This window comes from Pantoea sp. SORGH_AS_0659, assembly GCF_031453915.1.
Taxonomy (GTDB): domain Bacteria; phylum Pseudomonadota; class Gammaproteobacteria; order Enterobacterales; family Enterobacteriaceae; genus Pantoea; species Pantoea leporis.
The window spans coordinates 2,342,658-2,361,465 of sequence record NZ_JAVJAK010000001.1 but is presented as its reverse complement, the minus strand read 5'-3'; the positions used below and the strand labels follow the sequence as shown (position 1 = coordinate 2,361,465).

The 18,808-nt window shown below is 58.7% G+C and carries 15 protein-coding genes; 5 read left to right on the top strand and 10 right to left on the bottom strand.

Going from position 1 to position 18,808, the window contains the following annotated elements; genetic code table 11:
- Nucleotides 1–41: 41 nt before the first annotated feature.
- From Q3H59_RS10975 to tus, 4 genes are all read right to left on the bottom strand, one after another.
- Complete coding sequence (locus tag Q3H59_RS10975; protein ID WP_137385709.1) at nucleotides 42–686, bottom strand: anti-sigma factor domain-containing protein; 645 nt, start codon at nucleotides 684–686, stop codon at nucleotides 42–44.
- The gene (locus Q3H59_RS10970; protein WP_110866066.1) at nucleotides 683–1,237 is read right to left on the bottom strand and encodes a sigma-70 family RNA polymerase sigma factor; all 555 of its coding nucleotides are present in this window, start codon (nucleotides 1,235–1,237) and stop codon (nucleotides 683–685) included. Before Q3H59_RS10970 ends, Q3H59_RS10975 begins: the two co-directional genes overlap by 4 nt.
- 43 nt (nucleotides 1,238–1,280) lie before the next feature.
- A complete protein-coding gene (locus Q3H59_RS10965; protein ID WP_309834798.1) occupies nucleotides 1,281–1,844 on the bottom strand; it encodes a fasciclin domain-containing protein in 564 nt (187 codons plus the stop codon).
- Nucleotides 1,845–1,937: 93 nt separating this feature from the next.
- Nucleotides 1,938–2,867: a DNA replication terminus site-binding protein gene (gene tus, locus Q3H59_RS10960; RefSeq protein WP_101764501.1), complete on the bottom strand. Its 930-nt coding sequence runs from the start codon at nucleotides 2,865–2,867 to the stop codon at nucleotides 1,938–1,940.
- Between the two features lie 156 nt (nucleotides 2,868–3,023).
- On the opposite strand from tus, the gene Q3H59_RS10955 reads away from it, so the two are divergent.
- Nucleotides 3,024–4,223 carry an MFS transporter gene (locus Q3H59_RS10955; protein WP_309834796.1) on the top strand — a complete coding sequence of 400 codons (1,200 nt, stop codon included), beginning with the start codon at nucleotides 3,024–3,026 and terminating at the stop codon, nucleotides 4,221–4,223.
- A gap of 158 nt (nucleotides 4,224–4,381) precedes the next feature.
- Nucleotides 4,382–4,867 (top strand): Rrf2 family transcriptional regulator, encoded by a 486-nt coding sequence (locus tag Q3H59_RS10950; protein ID WP_008110154.1) that lies wholly within the window; start codon nucleotides 4,382–4,384, stop codon nucleotides 4,865–4,867.
- A 113-nt stretch (nucleotides 4,868–4,980) separates the two neighbouring features.
- Here the strand turns inward: Q3H59_RS10950 and oqxB are convergent, their stop codons facing one another.
- Together oqxB and Q3H59_RS10940 are read right to left on the bottom strand one after the other, a co-directional pair.
- Nucleotides 4,981–8,133: a multidrug efflux RND transporter permease subunit OqxB gene (oqxB, locus tag Q3H59_RS10945; RefSeq protein ID WP_110866070.1), complete on the bottom strand. Its 3,153-nt coding sequence runs from the start codon at nucleotides 8,131–8,133 to the stop codon at nucleotides 4,981–4,983.
- A gap of 18 nt (nucleotides 8,134–8,151) precedes the next feature.
- Nucleotides 8,152–9,306, bottom strand: coding sequence for an efflux RND transporter periplasmic adaptor subunit (locus Q3H59_RS10940; protein WP_101764498.1), 1,155 nt, complete (start codon nucleotides 9,304–9,306; stop codon nucleotides 8,152–8,154).
- A gap of 293 nt (nucleotides 9,307–9,599) precedes the next feature.
- On the opposite strand from Q3H59_RS10940, the gene Q3H59_RS10935 reads away from it, so the two are divergent.
- The 3 genes from Q3H59_RS10935 (at nucleotide 9,600) to Q3H59_RS10925 (ending at nucleotide 10,743) form a co-directional block, all read left to right on the top strand.
- Nucleotides 9,600–9,947, top strand: a complete 348-nt coding sequence (locus tag Q3H59_RS10935; protein ID WP_008110158.1) for a helix-turn-helix domain-containing protein — start codon at nucleotides 9,600–9,602, stop codon at nucleotides 9,945–9,947.
- An 86-nt stretch (nucleotides 9,948–10,033) separates the two neighbouring features.
- Nucleotides 10,034–10,468: a ribonuclease domain-containing protein gene (locus Q3H59_RS10930; RefSeq protein ID WP_309834793.1), complete on the top strand. Its 435-nt coding sequence runs from the start codon at nucleotides 10,034–10,036 to the stop codon at nucleotides 10,466–10,468.
- A 2-nt stretch (nucleotides 10,469–10,470) separates the two neighbouring features.
- On the top strand, nucleotides 10,471–10,743 hold the full coding sequence (locus Q3H59_RS10925) for a barstar family protein (RefSeq protein ID WP_210081625.1): 273 nt from the start codon (nucleotides 10,471–10,473) through the stop codon (nucleotides 10,741–10,743).
- 1 nt (nucleotide 10,744) lies between these two features.
- Here the strand turns inward: Q3H59_RS10925 and Q3H59_RS10920 are convergent, their stop codons facing one another.
- The 4 genes from Q3H59_RS10920 to Q3H59_RS10905 all read right to left on the bottom strand — a co-directional run bounded on the left by Q3H59_RS10920 (nucleotide 10,745) and on the right by Q3H59_RS10905 (nucleotide 18,762).
- The gene (locus Q3H59_RS10920; RefSeq protein WP_309834791.1) at nucleotides 10,745–13,117 is read right to left on the bottom strand and encodes a virulence factor SrfC family protein; all 2,373 of its coding nucleotides are present in this window, start codon (nucleotides 13,115–13,117) and stop codon (nucleotides 10,745–10,747) included.
- The gene (locus Q3H59_RS10915) at nucleotides 13,114–16,086 is read right to left on the bottom strand and encodes a virulence factor SrfB (RefSeq protein WP_309834789.1); all 2,973 of its coding nucleotides are present in this window, start codon (nucleotides 16,084–16,086) and stop codon (nucleotides 13,114–13,116) included. Before Q3H59_RS10915 ends, Q3H59_RS10920 begins: the two co-directional genes overlap by 4 nt.
- Before the next feature lie 2 nt (nucleotides 16,087–16,088).
- On the bottom strand, nucleotides 16,089–17,432 hold the full coding sequence (locus tag Q3H59_RS10910) for an SrfA family protein (protein ID WP_309834787.1): 1,344 nt from the start codon (nucleotides 17,430–17,432) through the stop codon (nucleotides 16,089–16,091).
- A gap of 151 nt (nucleotides 17,433–17,583) precedes the next feature.
- Complete coding sequence (locus tag Q3H59_RS10905) at nucleotides 17,584–18,762, bottom strand: benzoate/H(+) symporter BenE family transporter (protein WP_309834785.1); 1,179 nt, start codon at nucleotides 18,760–18,762, stop codon at nucleotides 17,584–17,586.
- Nucleotides 18,763–18,808: the final 46 nt, after the last annotated feature.

Sequence of the window (18,808 nt, the reverse complement as noted above, 5' to 3'; positions counted from 1 at the left end):
GATTGCGCGATAAATCGCGCCGCTACGGATTGTGCGGTGATTTATAGCCGCCCGCTATACAACACCGGACCGGTTGGCTGGCCGGTTGGCGAGCCGCCGCGCGGTTCAAGGCTGATGGCAATGATGCCTGAGCGGGAAATCGTGCTATTCAACGCCACATCCGTTGCCTTCTGATTATCCAACAAACCCAATGAAATCGGCGCTTTGCCTGGCGGAATCAGCCACAGCTGCAAACTGTTGTTATCGGCGATGGTCACGGGATGTAACGGCGTCAGGCTCAGCTGCGCCAGTTTGCTGTCCGCGCTGACCACCCATTGCTGTTGATGCTGGGCGTCGTTCAGTACCGTCAACGGCGTTAACGTCGGCTGCTGCAGGAACAGTGAGGCGAGCAGGGCGAACGCCGCGACACTGGCAGCCGCCAGCCAGCCCGCATAATGGCGTTTGGGTTGAATGACGCGTTGCTCGGGCAAACTCAATGTAATCTTTTTCCACACCTTTTCCGGTGGCGTGACGGGCGCAAGCTGATTATCCAGGCCCGCCAGCAGGGCTTGCCAGCGCGCAACGTTAGCCGCGAGCGCTGGCTCGTTACGCAACCTGCGTGCAAAGCGCAAACGCGCCAGCCCGCTTAAGGTGCCCAGCGCATACTCAGCTGATAAGGCCTCATCGCGTTGTAATTTATCGTTCATAGGCCCACACACTCCCGCAGATGCTCCAGCGCGCGGCGAATCCAGCTTTTTACCGAGCCAACCGGCTGTTGCAGCCAGGCGGCAATATCACTGTGGGACATCCCCTGATAATAGGCGAGCGTGATGCTTTGCTGCTGTTCGCTGCTCAGATGGCCAATGCAGTGTCGCAGGCGATCGGCTTGTGCCGGATCGTGCCAGTTATTCTGTTCGTCTTCGCTGGTGATTGGTAGCAGGTCGCTAAACTCTTCTGCCTCCAGCGTCAGGCGCGCCTGTCCGCTGCGTAACCCGTCAATGCAGCGATTGCGCACAATGTGCGTCATCCACGTCATCGGCGCGCTCAGGGCGGCATCGTATGAAGCGGCGCGGTTCCAGATGGTGAGGTAGCAATCGTGCAGCACCTCTTCCGCCCAACCTTGCTGACGCAGCATGCGCAGGGCGAGGGCGAAAAGATGCGGCGACGTAAGTCGATACAGTTGCTCAAACGCGCGGCGATCGCCTTTCGCGATCGCCGGCAATAAGTTATCTAACCGTTCTGCAAGCCTGTTATCCATCATCTTCCCGGTTGGCTAAAATGCCCAATCCGAGTATAGGCAATTACTTAGGCATCAAGACGGTATCGATCACATCAATCACACCATTTTTCTGAGTGACGTCATAGGTGCTGATATTCGCCACGTTACCCTGACCATCTTTCAGCTGAATATTGTGCGGGCCATTATTCATAATCCACAGCGGCTGGCCGTTGACGGTTTTCAGCTCGGCATGTCCGCCACCTTGCTTAATTTTTTTCTCCAGCGCTTTCATGTCGTATTTGCCTGCCACCACATGATAAGTCAGGATGCTGGTCAACTTCGCTTTGTTCTCCGGTTTGACCAGGCTATCAACGGTGCCCGCAGGCAACTTGGCGAAGGCCGCATTGGTTGGCGCGAAGACAGTAAACGGACCTTTACCTTCGAGGGTTTCCACCAAACCCGCCGCTTTAACAGCAGCAACCAGCGTGGTGTGATCTTTGGAGTTCAGCGCGTTTTCAACGATGTTCTTTTGCGGATACATCGCTGCGCCGCCGACCATCACGGAGTCATCATTCATGGCGGCAAATGCACCTGCGGTGAACAGTAAAGTGCTGGATACGACTGCAATGCTCATTAGCTTTTTCATCATAAATCCTCGTAGTAGGGAGCGAAGAAGTTGCTCACACTCTGATATACGAGGGCAGCCTGCGAATTGGATGCAGCGATTTAAAAATAAATTTTACGCCAGCCGATCGCTCCACAAATGCAGGCGCGGAATGATCAGATGCAGCGGCTCGGCCAGCGGTTTATGACGCCAGGCAACGTTATCGGCATCGTAGTTCAGCAGTTCTCCCAGAATCGGCACCTGCGTGCGATCGCGGCACAGCACCAGCAGCGGAGAAGGGCAGGCAAGCTGCACCTGTTTCTTCTCGCTGGCGCGCCATACGCGGGCAATCGGCTGCACCTTCACCGGACGCTTGATTTTCAGCTTCGCACCGGCTGGCAACGCGAGGATTGCTTCCAGCTCTTGCTGCACTTTCTCCGCCCACTGTTCCCGCGTCCACGGTGCCTGCGCACGATTGGCCTTCAGGCTGCGCTCCAGCTGTTCTACCACCGCATCACGCGTGACGTTTTTGATGATGTTTTTATTCGCCCAGCCAAAGCGCAAACTGTCCGGCGCGTTGAGCAGCGTGACGCTGCGGTAGGCGTTAAGCGTAATTAACCCGCGCAGATGCTGGTGGACGAACTCAAAGCGCGCCTCGCTCGGCAAGCCCGACTCCACGGTGATCAGCTGTTCCAGCCGCTGCTTCAAAGTATTAATCTCGGCAACCTGCTGCGTAATCTGCGCATGCACATCGCCGTCGGCTTCAATGCAAATCGCGCCCGGCAAGCGCACGGCGGCTTTGGTGCTGAGCTTTTCCGATTGATGCTGCATAAACAGGCGGCAGTAATGCATTAGCGCCATGTCGCGTGCCGTTTTACCAAGATGCTGCGTCACCGCGATGCGTTCAATTTCATCATGTTCGCGGCCTTTCTCGATTTCCGGCAGACTAAACACGCGCGCAATCAACAGCGGTTGCTGCTCAATGTGTTGACGTAACGCGCCCAATCCCGCCTCCAGCGCATTAACGCATTCGTGCAGATCGGCAACCAAATCATAACGAGCCATAAAACGCCTCCATAGTTACAACATCCTTTCAGTGTACCGGCTTAGGCGCCGGTCTGCCAGCATAGCACAGGGATTTTGTTAAACAGGGAAACGTGGGATTTTTCAAGCTGGATGAACGTGTTATAACAATGCTTTGCCTGCTAACGGAATAATGTTGTGAAGCCTCAGCCAAAGCCACCTGCCGCCGCCATAGTTACGCTTGGCGCAGTACAAATCCTGTCGTGGGGCGGATCTTTCTATCTTATGGCGGTGATGGCCAATCCGATCGTGGCGGAAACCGGCTGGTCGCAGCAATGGGTGTATGGCGCGTTATCGCTCGGCATGCTGATTTCCGGTTTGCTGGCGCCGCTGAGTGGGCGACTGATTTCCCGCTCCTATGGCCGCGCATTGCTGGCGGCGAGCGGGGCGGTGATGGCGATCGGTCTGGTGATCATGGGATTGAGCCACAATCTGCCGCTGTTTCTGTTTGCCTGGCTGATTATCGGCGTAGGTATGGCGATGGGCCTGTACGATGCGCTGTTTGCCACGCTCGGCACGCTCTATGGCGGCCAGGCACGCGGCGCGATAACCGGCATTACGCTGATTTCTGGCTTCTGTACCACTATCGTGTGGCCGGGCACCGCGCTGCTGATTCACTGGCTGGATTGGCGTAACGCCTGTTTTGCCATTGCCGGATTGTTATGTGTTTCAGTGTTGCCCGCCTATCTCTACGCGCTACCCGCGCCAGAAGCGAAAATCGCCGCCGCTAAGGTAAAACCGACCGCGCAGGGCGACGAACTGGCACCGACACTGTTTTGGCTGCTGTGCAGCATTTTCACGCTCGCATCGGTGATCATGACGGCGATTTCGGTGCAGCTGATCACCCTGCTGCAGGCCAGCGGCCACACGCTGGCGTCGGCGCTGGCCATCAGTGCGATTCTCGGTCCGTGTCAGGTGGCATCGCGCATCGTAGACATCGCCTTCAAGCGCGGTCACCCGATCTGGACCACCTTTTTCTCGGTGGGATTGGTGGCGCTCGGCTTGTTGCTGCTGGCGTGTTATCCGCAGTTTGCGGTGCTCAGCATGGTGCTGTACGGTGCCGGAAATGGTTTGCGTGCCATTGTGCGGGGAACTTTACCGCTGGTGATGGTCAAACCAGAGGCCTACGCGATTGTGGTAGGGCGCATGGCGCGTCCTGCCTTGATTGGCCAGGCCTTGACGCCGCTGGTTGGTGGCTATGTGTTTCAGCACCTCGGTGCCAGCGCCACGCTGTGGTTGCTATGCGTTCTGGCGTTGATTAACGTGCTGTTGGTCGCGCTTTTGCAGCAGAAATTGCCGCAGGCCAGCCCACAGTCGGAAAGGGGAGTGATAAACTAAGCAGCCTGTGCGCTTCTGCCCGATTAAATGGGGAATACGTGCCTGGATCACGGGCGTTGACTTCTAAAAAGCAACAGTGTTTGTTATATTTATTGCTCATTGATTACTCACTGTCGCGGCATAAAAACAACAAGATAACCGCAACTCAGGATATTGAAATGCTTGATTACCGCTTCCCGACAGCTTTGCAGATGGTTTTGAGCGTAGCGATGGCGGAGCAACTGGGCAAACGCTCGACCAGTGCCATATTGGCGTATGGTCTTGAAGCGAACCCCAGTTTCATTCGGAAACTTATGGTTCCGCTCACGCGTGACGGCATCATCGTCTCAACGCTTGGCCGCACCGGTTCCATTCATCTGGGTCGCCCGGCCGCCGAAATCACACTGCGCGACATTTATACTTCTGTGATTGAAGATAAAAAACTCTGGGCGTCACGTCCCGACGTGGCACCGCGTTGTCTGGTCAGTGCCAACCTGTGTTGGTATTTCAAATCGATTGCTGAAGAGGCTGAAGAAGCGTCGCTGAAAGTGCTGGAAACCCGCACCGTAGCGGACGCGCTGGCCGAACTGAAGCATAACGACACCAGCAACTGCGAAGAGTTGCCCGATCTCGAACTCGCCGACCTGTGTAAAAAAGGCCGCTAAAACCACTCTCATCCGTAAGGGCGTCATTCATGACGCCCTTTTTTATTGCCTCAATCTGCACGCAAAAAAAATCCGGGCACATCGGCCCGGATTGTTCATTTCACCTAAAACCCTTACACAGTTTGCACTTCCGCCTGTGGTTGCTTGCGCGTTACCAGCTTACGCAGCGTCACATAGAACACCGGCGTCAGGAACAGGCCAAACAGCGTCACGCCCAACATGCCGGAGAACACGGTAATCCCGGTTACGCCGCGCACTTCTGCGCCTGCACCTTCACCAAGAATCAGCGGGATAGTACCGGCGATAAAGGCAATCGAGGTCATAACGATCGGACGCAGACGCAGACGACAGGCTTCCAGCGCTGCATCGACAATGCTCTTGCCTTGCATCTCCAGCTCGCGCGCAAACTCGACGATAAGAATCGCGTTCTTACACGCCAGTCCCATCAGCACTACCAGCCCAACCTGCACAAACACGTTGTTATCGCCACCGGTCAGCCACACGCCGACCAGCGCCGAGAGCATGGTTACCGGCACAATCAGGATCACCGCTAGCGGCAGCGTCCAGCTTTCATACAGCGCCGCCAGCACCAGGAATGCGAGTAGGACCGCGACCGGGAAGACGATCAGCGCGGTATTGCCCTGCGTTGATTGCTGATAGCTCAGGTCGGTCCATTCAATGTTCATGCCGTTCGGCAGCACCTGCGTCGACATCTCCTCCAGCTTCTGCATCGCCTGCGCCGAAGAGAGCACGCGCGGATCGGCATCACCAATCAGGTCAGCCGCCGGATAGCCGTTATAGCGAATCACCGGATCCGGGCCGTATGTAGTGGTGATATTCACCATGCTGCCAATCGGCACCATTTCGCCGCGATCGTTGCGGGTACGCAGGTTACCGATATCCTGCACGCTATCGCGGAAATCGCCGTCCGCCTGCGCCATCACGCGCCAGGTGCGACCAAACTTATTGAAATCGTTGACGTACGACGATCCGAGATAGGTTTGCAGCGTGCTGAACAGTTCGGTCAGCGACACGCCTTGCGCTTTGGCTTTATCCCGATCCACCTGCACATCCAGCTGCGGCACGTTGGCCTGGTAGGATGAAATTGGGAACATCATGCCCGGCGTCTGCAACACCGCACCGGTCATGGTGTTGATGGCGGTTTGCAGCGCACCGTAACCGAGCCCCGCGCGATCCTGCACATACAGCGAATAACCCGAACCTTGTCCCAGACCTAAAATCGGCGGTGGCATAATCGAGAAGCCAAAACCTTGCTGAATTTTCGAGATCTTAGCGTTGATCTCAGCATTAATTTCCGCGGCGGTGCGCGTACGTTCACTGAACGGCTTCAAACCAAAGAACACCGTGCCGGTATTCGGCGTGTTGGTGAACTGCAACGCGTTCAAACCGGGGAAGGCGACCGAATAAGCCACGCCTTCGGTGTTCATGCCGATCTCGCTCATCTTGCGAATCACTTCATCGGTACGCGCCAGCGACGAACCTTCCGGCATCTTCACGCCGCCAATCAGGTAGAGCTTGTCCTGCGTCGGAATAAAGCCGCCCGGCACGGTATGGAACATAAAGCCCGCACCGGCCAGCAGCAGCACGTAGACGCCGAACACCGCGCCGCGACGACGCAAGGTTTTACCCACCAGCGATTCATAGCCATCTGAACTGCGCTGGAAGAAGCGGTTAAACGGACGGAACAGCCAGCCGAGCAGGCGATCGATAATACGCGTCGGCATATCCTTTGCGGCATCATGTGGCTTCAGCAGCAGTGCTGCCAGCGCCGGTGACAGCGTCAGCGAATTGATGGCGGAGATCACCGTTGAGATGGCAATCGTCACCGCAAACTGCTTATAGAACTGACCGGTCACGCCGGACAGGAACGCCATCGGCACGAACACCGCACACAGCACCAGCGCGATGGCGATAATCGGCCCGGACACTTCCCGCATCGCCTGATGCGCAGCCGCCGTCGGCGACAAGCCTTGCTCGATATTACGTTCGACGTTCTCCACCACGACAATGGCGTCATCCACCACAATACCGATTGCCAACACCAGCCCAAACAAACTTAAGGTATTGAGCGAGAAGCCGAGCAGATAAAGGATGCTGAAGGTACCGACCACCGAAACCGGCACCGCCAGCAGCGGGATAATCGAGGCGCGCCAGGTTTGCAGGAAGAGAATCACCACCAGCACCACCAGCACAATCGCTTCGAACAGCGTTTGCACCACGGCACGGATCGAGTCACGCACGAACACCGTTGGGTCGTACGGCGCGGCCCACTGCACATCGTCCGGGAAACGGGTGGCCAGTTCGGCCATCTTGTCGCGCACCGCATTCGACAGATCGATGGCGTTGGCGCCCGGCGCCTGGAAGATACCGATACCGACCGCATCTTTGTTGTTCAGCTGTGAACGCAGCGCGTAGCTGCCGGAACCCATCTCGATGCGCGCCACGTCACGCAGGCGCACCAGCGTGCCGTCGTCAGCGGTTTTCAGGATGATGTTGCCGAACTGCTCTTCGCTCTCAAGACGACCCTGGGTGTTGATCGACAGCAGAAAATCGCTCTGTTTCTTCAGCGGCTCCGCGCCAAGCTGGCCGGCAGACACCTGCACGTTCTGCTCCTGCATCGCGCTGACCACATCGGAGGCGGTCAAGCCACGTGCTGCCACCTTATTGGGATCGAGCCAGACGCGCATCGCGTATTCACCGGCACCGAAGATCTGAATCTGACCGACGCCTGGCAGGCGCGCCAGCTCATCCTTCACCTTCAGGGTGGCGTAGTTACGCAGATAGAGGGAATCGTACTTGCCGTGCGGCGAGAACATGTGCACCACCAGCGTCAGCGTCGGCGACATCTTCTGCGTGGTGAGGCCGAGTTGGCGCACCTCTTCCGGCAGACGCGCTTCAGCCTGCGCCACGCGGTTCTGCACCTGAACCTGCGCCTGATCCGGATCGGTGCCCGGACGGAAGGTCACGGTGGTGACCAGCACGCCATCGGAACCCGCCACGGATTTCATGTACATCATGTTTTCTACCCCGTTGATGGCTTCTTCCAGTGGCGTCGCCACAGAATCTGCAATCACTTTGGGGTTGGCACCGGGATATTCCGCGCGCACCTGCACGCTCGGCGGCACCACGTTGGGATATTCACTGATCGGCAGCAGCGGAATGGCGATCAGTCCGGTGGTAAAGATCAAAATCGACAGCACCGCGGCGAAAATCGGTCGGTCGATAAAAAAGCGGGAGAAATCCATAAAAGGCAGTCTCGAAGGTTATTGAGCGGAGCGCATCGCCACCGGTTGGGCGTTCACCGGCATGCCAGGCATAAAGACTTTCTGCAAGCCGTTAACGATCACCTTGTCGCCGGGCTTCAGGCCTTGCTGCACAATACGCAGACCATCGGCTAACTCGCCGGCCTGAATATCGCGGCGCTGGGCTTTACCTTGCGCATCGACCACGTAAACGTACTTACGATCCTGATCGGTGAGCACGGCTTTATCATCAATCAACAGGGCGGTGAAGTCGGCGCGGCCCGGCAAGCGCACGCGCGCAAACAGGCCCGGTGTGAACTGACGCTGCTGATTATCCAGCGAGGCGCGCATGCGGATGGTGCCGGTGCTGGCGGTCAGCTGGTTATCGAGGAAATCCACGGTGCCGCGATGCGGAAAACCCTCTTCCCCGGTCAGCGCTACTTCTACCGGCAGCGACCCGCGATTTTCGCCTTTACGCGCCATCGCCTGATAATGCAGATAGGTGGCTTCATCGACGTCGAAGTAGACGTACATACGATCCTGCGATACCAACGTGGTCAGCACGCTGGCGCTGTCACCGGCGGTCACTAAGTTGCCGGTGGTGATCATCGCGCGGCTGGCGCGACCTTCAATCGGCGCGGTAACGCGGGTGAAATCAAGATTCAGCTGCGCCATATCCACCGCCGCCTGTGCTGACAGCACGCTGGCCTGCGCCTGATTAGCCGCCGAGCGACGCTGTTCCCACTCTTCGCGTGACACGACATTGGTGCCGATCAGTTTATCGGTACGCGCCGATTCACTGCGGGCCAGCGTAGCCTGGCTGCGCGCGTTGGCGAGTTCGGCCTGCGCCTGCTCGAGCGTGGCGCGGTAGGTGCGATCGTCAATGGTGAACAGCACCTGACCTTTTTTCACCTCATCGCCTTCGCGATAATTAACCTGATCGATATAGCCCGAAACGCGCGGCCGCAGCTGCACGCTCTGTACCGCTTCGAAACGGCCATTGAAGCTATCCCATTGGCTGACTTTCTGCTCTACCACCTGCGCGACACTTACTTCGGGCGGTGGCGGCGGGGCGTTTTGCGCCACACCGCGATCGCAACCGGCCAGCAGGCTTCCCAGCAACATCACTCCTGACAGGCTTACCGCCCATTGAACCCTGTACGTTTGCAGATGCATTGTTGTTATTCCGCTTTGGTGAAAATGAAAGGAGACGTACGAAAAATCTGCAACTTTTATGATTGCATTAAAACGCCACGAGTGTAGGCTTGCTCAAACTGCATCTGCAAGAATATCTGATACACTTTATGTGCGGTTTTGATCATTACGTTGCAGAAGGATCAAAGCCCCTACGCGCAGTGCGGCATTTAATGCAATAATAAAACTTGCATTAACTGGCATAGTCGTTCAACCTTAAAGTGTAATTGCAACTGATACTGATACTGTTCGCAACGGCGACCGGAGAAAACGAGATGATGACCACCGCATTTATTCACGATTTGATCGACTGGATTGACAACAATATTGAAACGCGTCTGGATCTGGATACCGTAGCGGGGCGCGCCGGTTATTCGAAATGGCACCTGCAGCGTATGTTCAAAGAGCACACGGGTTTGCCTCTGGGCGAATACATTCGTGAGAAGAAGCTGAAGAAGTCAGCGGATCGCTTGACCACCAGCAATGAACCGATTCTTAACGTGGCGATTTCACTCGGTTTCGACTCGCAGCAGTCGTTTAACCGCAGCTTTAAACGCCAGTATGGCGTAGCGCCGGGAGCATGGCGTCGTCACGCCGCGCCATCCGCCAGCGCGATGCAGTAAACCCCGCCAGGGCCAGCTCTGCTGGCCCGCGTTTTTCCCTGCCCTAAATCTGTTATTATCGTCGTCCTGTTTTTCAGGATGCCACCATGTCAAAAAAACTCTGGATTGCCTTAATTCTGATCCTGGCCGCGTTGTGGCTCGGGCTAAAACCGCGTTTGTCCGATAAATGGGCCACCAGCCACCCCGATATTTCGCAGCTCACCGATGCCAACACCGTGGCGCTTTGGCTGCAGCAGCATCACACATTACCCGATCTCTATCTCACCAAAAATGAAGCGCGTCGTCAGGGCTGGAATCCCAGCAAGGGCAACTTGTGTGAAGTGTTGCCGGGCCGCGCGATTGGTGGCGATCGCTTTAGCAACCGCGAAAGAAGGCTGCCGATGCAGGCGGGCAGGCAATGGTATGAAGCTGACGTGAATTACGATTGCGGTCACCGCGACGCCGATCGTCTGCTTTACTCAAATGATGGATTGATTTTCCTCACCACCGATCACTATCGCAGCTTCAAACAGGTGCCTTAACCATGTTGACGCTCCATTTTGACTTTGAAAACTTGTCAGATCGCCAGGCGTTTTACCGCGCGCTGGTGCAGCAGAGTGCCTGCCCAGTGGATTTCGGTAACAATCTTGATGCGCTATGGGATTGGCTGACCGGCGGCATGGCGCTGCCGGCCACCTTCTATTTAGCGCATGCCGATGACGCCAGCGTGAGTGCAGAATTCGCGCCGGTGCTGGCGTTACTGGAGGAGGCGCAGCAGCAGTTGCAAGGCGAGCTGCGCCTGGTGCGTGGGGAATAAACTACGCGTGCAGCGGTAACAGCAAAATTGCCAGCATCTGGCGGGCATTCGCGGGCAAATCGCCGCCGCCGGTGTAGCCATTGTTCTCAACGATCACCGAATTCAACCCCACCAGCCAGTCATAGATGTAGTAAGCGGTATGATTGGCGGGCGCGGCAGACAAGCGCGTCAAACGCTGTCCCGGCGAGAAGCTGACGCTCGGTGCAGGCGGACGGGCGAAAATCGTCTGACCGCGATTGACGCGGCTTTCAGGACGTTCGCTCTCCGGGCGCTGTAAAAAGCCCAGCCACGCCACAAAATCCCCCAGCACCGTCATGGCGCGTGAAACCTGGCGATCGGTACGCGCTTCATGGGCGCTGGCCTGCGCATCCGGCTCGTTAAGCGCGCTTTGCAGTTTGCTCAGCACCTTGAGACGGAAGCTAGCGGTTATTAACTCTTCCACCAGCATCTCCAGCGTCGGCTTATCGACGTTGAGCAGCGCCAGCAGGCTGCGGCTCTCCGGCAACTGACGCAAGTGCTCCAGCCACAGCGCAAACACCTGCTGCGGGAACTGCTGATCGCGTTGCCCGCCCGAACTGCGCGGCTCAGCGGCAGCTACCGGCTCATCTTTAAACAGATCGAACTCGAAGCCGATGCCGAAATAGCTCTGCTCAGCGGCCGCCGTTTTGGCGCTGTGTTGAATGTGATGGCTGCTGCTCTGGCTCAGCCACAGCTGACGCACCGCTTCACGCGACGGCTGCAAACGCTCCAATAGTTCGCCGTGCAAACCGGTGCGATGTTGCAAGCATTTCAGCAGCGTATCGGAAATCGCCTGCTTGCGAGCTGCCTGTTCTGGCGTGGCGCTGGATTCGGTCCACGGCTGCAAACGTTCCACCAGCTTGTGCTGTAGCGCGCTGAGCTGCAACGCTAAACGCTCACGGCGCGCTTCCGGCTGCATCTCATCCTGCAACCAGCTGCCCATGCGATCGACGCCCGCGCGATCCAGCGCCAGCATCGACCCCCAACTCTGTCCCGGCTGACCAATCTGGCGTTGCACCGCTTCATCAACGTTAATCTGCTGCTGCTGATAGCGCGCATCATGTGGCGTGATCGCCCAAATCAGACGCGGCTTCTCACCGCTGGCAGCGATGGTTTGGTGTATGTGCCACTCGCGCAGCGCGCTGGCGGCGACATCGGTGTCGTGACGCTGGCTGGCAGCGGTACAGATCAGCATCAGATCAATGCCCTGACGCGCGGCGTACAGGCCCGGCAGCAGTGCGCGTTTCTGTTCCAGCAGCGTGGCGCGCAGCGGATCGCGTTTGCGCAGCTGGGCCAGTTCATCCTGTTGCGCGCGATCGGCTGGCGTGCCCGGCGCAGGCAGCTCCAGCATATCCGCATCATCGTACAGCGCCTGACGCGGCGTGGAACTGAGCGGCAAGGTGATCTCCATCGTCAGCAGCGACAGCAATCCCAGCGGAACATGCTGCGCTTTCCCCACGCGATTGGCGACGATCGGACACACTTCGATCATCTCCTGCCAGTCGGCATCATTACCAATCAGTTTTTCTGCTGGCAGCGCGGCATCGTCCACCAGCACGCTGAGCGGCGCTAACACGCGCGGCGCATGGCGCAGCTGGTGGCGCAAATGCATCAGGCTACGCAGGCTTTCGTTCAGCGCGTTCTGTCCCGGCCACAGCAGGGCAAACAGCTGCACGCGGTCGTCCACGTTGAGCCACGGCGCCAGCGCTACCGCCTGCGGCCAGAAGTGACGATCGAGAATCTCGGCATGACGATGGTGACGACGGCTCCACGCCCATAGCGTGATCAGCGCATCGCTATCGAGGCCAGGCTGCGCTTCATCCTGACGGTGGCGCTGCAAACGCTGCAACGCGGCATCGATCTGCGCCGTGTCCGGCTGCAGTTCGGTGTTGGCACAGGCCAGCATCAAACGAATCAGTTCCACTTCGCTCAGCAGCGTCATCTCCAGCGGCCAGGCGTTGGATTGCGTTTCACGCTGGTGGCTGAAGCGGGTGGCGATGGCGAAATCGAGATTGCCGGGATTGATGTTCTGGAAATAATTTAGGGTTTTATCGCCAAGGCGCGCAATTAACTGGCCCTGGGCATCACCGACCATCTCACTCAGCAGCCAGGCTTTGCCCGCCTGCGACTGGCCAAACAGCGCCAGCGTCACCGGACGCGCCAGCTGGCGCGCCAATGCATGGCTCTCCACGCGCGCGCGGCGCAGCTGCAGCGTCAGAGTTTCAGCTTCCATTGCCAGACGCGGCGTGTGCGCCTGATGGGTTTCCACCCAGTTCAGCGCGCCATCCAGCGTTTCCTGCATCAGGCTAAGACGTTTCGCGGGCGTAACCGGCGAGGCTTTTTTGGCAGTTCTCATCGTTTGCAGACGCTCCCGCTGTCGATCCAATATTGCGCATTCGCGTTGCCGGTAGCAGAAAGCGTGTTCAGTTTCAGACTCAGTTGCTCCAGCGGCACACGCGTGCCGTCATCCATGCGCGCATCGCTCAGCACCAAACGCTCCGGGCCGAGATTAGCCGGGCCGGGCTGCACCGCCAGCTTAATGCGCAGTACGCTTTCGCCGGCAACCTGACGCGCCAGCGTCGGGTCCACAATGCTCAGGCTATACAGCGGCGAGGCCGGCCAGCGATCGTTCTCCAGCTGGCGGAAGCCGAGGCAAACGTTGCCGCGAATGCGGAAGCTGCTTTTGCGATCCAGCGCGAAGCTGCTGCTGTCGAGATCGATCTCGCTGTAACACAGATTATCGTCGCTGAGCGCCGAGGTCTCATCCAGCACGCCGAGATAGCGAATGGTGGAGTACGGTTCGAAATCACCGGCGCGGAACCAGAAGCTGCTGAGGCGCAGATCGAGCGCCAGCAGGCACAGCATCGCGCCGACTGCGGCGGTGGATTTCGGGTTATCAATGCGGCCCTGCTTGTTGAACGGATACCAGTCGCTGGTGTGATAGCCTTCCAGCGACAAAATACGGCTGCCCGGCAGCGGTTGCAGATGTCGCACCAGCGCCTGAATGCCAGGGAAGCGTGACGGACGACCGGTGAGCAGCAGCACATCGCACTGATACAGCGACACCACTTCACACATCGCGCGCAGCGCCGGAATGATCGCCATACGGTGTTGCAGGAACTCGCCGTGCAACTGCGCCATGCTGACCACCAGCGGCACTTCGAGCAGATCGAATCGGCTGTCGCCGCCGAGCGTGCGCTGAATTTCGCCATTCACAAACGCCAGCACGCTGCTGGCCGGTTTTTGCGGCACCAGCTCGCCGAACAGCGCGTTGATTTCACTGTGGCTGTCGAGCGGATCCCAATTTTCATACTGCTCCAGCACCGCCTGGGCCAGCGGAATAAACAGCTGTAGCGTCACTTGCTGACGCAGCGTGGCTTGTCCGTCCATACGGCTGTCGTGACCAAATAGCTTGTTCATCAACGGTTCGGCCAGCTGCAAACCGGCTTTCTGCAAGCTCTGCTGCAACGCTGGCAGAATCCACAGCTGAATCACGTCCAGCAGAATATCGTCACCGGCGACTTTGAAGCCTTCGCGGAACAGCAAGCGCGGGGTGATTTTGACGTTGTTGCCCTGGCCGTCATCAAGACGATATTGGGTAATGGCTAAATCGGTGGTGCCGCCGCCGATATCAATCGAGGCGATGCGCAGGCTTTTACCCGGCAGCTCGTCAACTTCACGCGGACGATCCGGGCGCGCCATGCTGCTGAAGAAATCTTCTGCGCGGCCGGCAAAGTTGACCTGGGTTTCGTTGAATAGCCACACCATTTGACCACAGGTGGCTTCGTCCCACTCCATCTGCACATCCGGTACCGGACGCAGGCTGTTTGCCTGGCTGGCGGCGGTAAATTCCTCTTCGGCCGGATGCCAGCCCTCGGCTTTCCATACCAGCGCGATGGCTTCCTGCATGCGGCGACGGAAAATCTCACGCTCCGGCTTCGGCATCGCCGACGGCAGCGTCAGGATCACATGACGCAGCTGGCGCGGCGCCTGGCTTTGCGGCATGCGCTGGCGCTGCGCCACGCTGTTCATCTGCATCATCGCCTGCGCCAGCAGTTCGCACAGCATAAAGGTCATCAGCGAACTGCGGCTGTAGCTGGCGGAGAACACCGGCAGACGGTCGTCTTCCGCCAGTGCGTGCAGCGGCTGGCCTTCGTCGTTAATCAGTAAGGTGAACGGCAGCGCGGTGGCTTGCGGCTCATCGCTGCTGCCGTTGGCGTTGAAGCGCCAGCCTGGCTGATAGCGCGCTTCATCCCACAAATAGCGGCGCGGACTGGACAAACCGGTGCTGCCTTCGGTGCCGGCACGCAGCAACGCCAGACGGCTGGCTTCCCGGCCTACGCGCGTCAGCGACGGCCACATAAAAGCGTTTTCACGGCCGCTCTCCAGCGAGAAGTTGGCCTTGCCGAAACGGGTTTCAGCAAACTCCAGACGGCTGTCGAACAGCTCGTTGTAAACCTGATGCGGCTCGGAGAGATCGCGCAGCTGCAGCTCGTAGGTTTGACGCAGGCCGCTGCTCTCTTCGGCGTGATCTTCCACCAGAATGCCGCAGGTATGCGAGTTGCCGACGTCGAGAATGATATCGACGTTGACCGCCGGGGTTTGCAGCGAAGTTGCCTGAATATAGATTTCCGCCAGATCTAGCTGCTCGCCCAGCAGTTCCAGCAGGTTGAGATAGTGCGCCTGATATTCGAATTCACGCAGCGCCTGGTTCAGCTCCTGCTCACGGCGTGATTCCAGCGCATGCACCTGCTGACTAAAGGTTTCACGCAGCCAGCCATCAACCCATGTATGGTCGAGGAATTCACCCAGCTCGTAGTTGTGCCAGGCGAGGGCGAAACTGACGCCGTTCTGCGCATCGGCTTTGCTTAAACCGTGCTGCTCGCCGCCATCCTGCTCAGACACAATGCGCGTATCAAAGGCGAGGGTGATGCGATGGGTGTTGCCTGCCGCGTCGGGTTGCGCCAGCGGCGCCAGATGCAGACGTGCCCAGTTGTCCGGGCCGCCGATAAAACGACGTCCGCTGGTGCAGCGCAGCACCGGCAGCGGCAGCCATTGATGAGCCAGCAGCTTCAGAGAGTCGGCTAGCGCGATGTCCGTTTCCGGACGCACCACTTCCGCCGCGCCGCCATCTTCCGGATAGAGCAGGAACTTGCCGCTGTTGCCGTCGACGTTGAGACGCAGCAGCGGGCCGTTGGCGGTTTGCCGCACGAACTGACGACGTGCCTGCAACGCAGGTAAACGCAAACCGAAATCAAGAAACTGCACACCGCTATCTTCAATCAGCGTGATTTTCTGTTTGTCATCGATGAGGGGAGCCAACATGTTTACTTACTCTCACGCTTAATCGTCAACGGGAAGACCTGATCTGCGCCGTATTGCGCAGTACAGCTGGCGATGCCATCACCGGCTTTACACACCAGTTCCGGCATGCGGTAACGCGATTTATCGCTGCAGGTCGCAGTATAGCGGCTGCGCACTTCCATGCTGCCGGCGCTGGTCATCGCGGCGGTGACATCGGCTTTACAGCGGATGTTGTCGCCCTGGGTAATGGTGGCGGTGCCTTTGCCGTTGCGGATTTGATAGCGCAGGCTTGGCGGTTTGCCGGTCGGCAGATTGGTTTGACGCAACGTGACGCGCCAGGTGCCGTTAATAAATTTCACCGATCCAACGCGCGCATCTTCGGTGGTCATCACCAAATCATCGGCTTTGGCCGGTTCGGTGTGTTCAGCCACCACCTCAGGCGGCGCGACAGGTGTGGCAACCGGCGCGGCGGCAACGACGGTGGCGGCGGTTTGTGGCAGCGTGGTGGCGAGTTTTTCCGCTTTAACCATCACGGCAGGCGGCTTACTCACCGGCACCGGCACATCCGCAACGCTAATCGCAGCCGTTTGCGGCGCGCTGTGCAGCCAGTAGGCGACGCCCGCAGCCACCAGCGCCGCAACCGGCAACAGCAGCATCAGCGGACGCACGGTAAAGGCGCGACGTGGCGGCGCGACAGGTTCGGGGAGCGATTCAGGCGCGGGCTCAGCAATGTCCTCAACCGCCGGTTCTTCGGCTTCAGGTTCCGGCTCGATCAGCGGTTGAGCAGCAGCAGGCGGCACCTCGATCAGCGGCGCAATTACCGGCGCAACCACCAGCGGAGCAGGTGCTGGCGGTTCTGGCAGCAGCGGCGGCAGCGCATCTTCCAGCGAATCGCGCAGGCAGGCCAGCGCGTCATCACGCGAACGCGCCTGCGGATCAACAAAGCCCCAGAAGGTGATCACCGGTTTGCCATCCACCAGATAAACGTACTGCTGATCCGGGAACTGCAACGTTTTGCTCAGCAACGCACCAAACAAGCGCATCGCCGGATTCTCCGCATCGCGTGCACGCAGGCTCAGCGCCTGCAGATCCTGCTGGTTTAGCGTCAGCAGTTCCAGCGCCTGACGGCGCTCGTGATCGCTGGCACCCAGCCAGGATTTTACTTTGCCAGTAAACGGGGCGTACCAATCGAGGCGGTCACCGCGCTCGTTGACCTGCGGGATCGCGAGGCAATTGGCCAGCGTGGTTTGGCGGCGCAGGCGCAGGGTTTCACGGATTTGCAGCGCGGACGTCCAGACCGGCTGGCCGTTTTCACCCAGTGCCAGTACCGTGTCCAGATTGCCGCTGCGCAGAAAAGTTTTTGCCACTCGTTGGGCCCTTATCGGTGGTTGTCTGAGGCAGAACAGTGTGTGTTTTTGGCGATGATAGTGATCTTAAGCCAAATGCAGCGAAATCAAACGGCTGATAAAGGGGAAAAACAGGGCGTTTTTCCCGCGTGCGGAGAAGATTGCTGAAATTTTAAGCGCGACTGCGCGGGGAAAGGATCACATAGGTCAGCATGCCGCCGAGCAAACCCCAAAAGGCGGAGCCGATGCCGAGCAGCGAAACACCGCTGGCGGTGATCAGAAACGCCACGATGGCGCCGTCGCGCTGATCCGGTTCGGCTAAGGCGCGCTGCAAACTGCCGGACAGCGTAGCCAGCAGCGCGAGGCCCGCCAGCGTGGCAATTAACACTGGCGGCAAGGCGCTCAGCATGATGGCGATCAATCCGCCGGTAAATCCGGTCAGCAGATAGAACACGCCCGCCAATGCCGATGCCATCCAGCGGCGCGCCGGATTCGGATTGACATCGTCGCCCATACAGATAGCAGCGGTAATCGCAGCGATACACACCGAAAACCCGCCAAATGGCGACAGCACTAAAGCGATAAAGCCGGTCCAGCCGGTGAGCGCAGATACCGGCGGCTGATAGCCGTGCGCCTGCAAGGTGGCGATGCCGGGCGCATTTTGCGACGCCATGGTGACGAGGAAATAGGGCAAACCCACGCCAATCAGCGCCGCCAGATTAAACTGCGGCATGATGAATTCCGGCCGACTGATCGCCAGCGCATGCGGCGGAAAGTGGATCGATTGCTGGCCGAGCGCCACCAGCACGCCCGCGATCAACGCCAGAATGATGGCGTAGCGCGGCAGCCAGCGGCGGCTCAACAACCACACCAAACACATGCTGCCGCACAGCGCGAAATTGCTCTGCAAACCGCTAAAGGTGCCGATGCCAAATTTCAGCAGAATCCCGGCCAACATCGCGGCCGCCAGCGATTGCGGAATGTGATTCATCAGGCGAGCGAACAGGCCGGTAACGCCGCATAACACAATCAACAGGTTGGTGGCGACAAACACGCCCACCACTTCATTCAGCGTCAAACCCTGCACGCTGGTGGCGAGCAGCGCCGCGCCAGGCGTCGACCAGGCTGCGAGGATCGGCATGCGTGTCCATAGCGATAAGCCGAGCGAGGCCAACCCCATACCTACGCCGAGCATCGACAGCCAGCCGCCAATCTGCGCCGGCGAAGCGCCCGCCGCCTGCGCCGCCTGGAAGATCAGCGCTGCCGTGCTGCTGTAGCCCACCAGCACGGCGATAAAACCCGAAATCAGCATCGGGAAAGAGAAGGCACTGCGTGTGGTAGCGGTGGTCATCAGGTCACATCCGATTGTGCGTTATAACGCACATTGTGGCATGGAG

Coding starts and splice junctions, on each gene's coding strand:
- Q3H59_RS10975 (WP_137385709.1), bottom strand. CDS start 686: ATGAACGATAAATTACAACGCGATGAGGCCTTATCAGCTGAGTATGCG.
- Q3H59_RS10970 (WP_110866066.1), bottom strand. CDS start 1,237: ATGGATAACAGGCTTGCAGAACGGTTAGATAACTTATTGCCGGCGATC.
- Q3H59_RS10965 (WP_309834798.1), bottom strand. CDS start 1,844: ATGAAAAAGCTAATGAGCATTGCAGTCGTATCCAGCACTTTACTGTTC.
- tus (WP_101764501.1), bottom strand. CDS start 2,867: ATGGCTCGTTATGATTTGGTTGCCGATCTGCACGAATGCGTTAATGCG.
- Q3H59_RS10950 (WP_008110154.1), top strand. CDS start 4,382: ATGCTTGATTACCGCTTCCCGACAGCTTTGCAGATGGTTTTGAGCGTA.
- oqxB (WP_110866070.1), bottom strand. CDS start 8,133: ATGGATTTCTCCCGCTTTTTTATCGACCGACCGATTTTCGCCGCGGTG.
- Q3H59_RS10940 (WP_101764498.1), bottom strand. CDS start 9,306: ATGCATCTGCAAACGTACAGGGTTCAATGGGCGGTAAGCCTGTCAGGA.
- Q3H59_RS10935 (WP_008110158.1), top strand. CDS start 9,600: ATGATGACCACCGCATTTATTCACGATTTGATCGACTGGATTGACAAC.
- Q3H59_RS10930 (WP_309834793.1), top strand. CDS start 10,034: ATGTCAAAAAAACTCTGGATTGCCTTAATTCTGATCCTGGCCGCGTTG.
- Q3H59_RS10925 (WP_210081625.1), top strand. CDS start 10,471: ATGTTGACGCTCCATTTTGACTTTGAAAACTTGTCAGATCGCCAGGCG.
- Q3H59_RS10920 (WP_309834791.1), bottom strand. CDS start 13,117: ATGAGAACTGCCAAAAAAGCCTCGCCGGTTACGCCCGCGAAACGTCTT.
- Q3H59_RS10915 (WP_309834789.1), bottom strand. CDS start 16,086: ATGTTGGCTCCCCTCATCGATGACAAACAGAAAATCACGCTGATTGAA.
- Q3H59_RS10905 (WP_309834785.1), bottom strand. CDS start 18,762: ATGACCACCGCTACCACACGCAGTGCCTTCTCTTTCCCGATGCTGATT.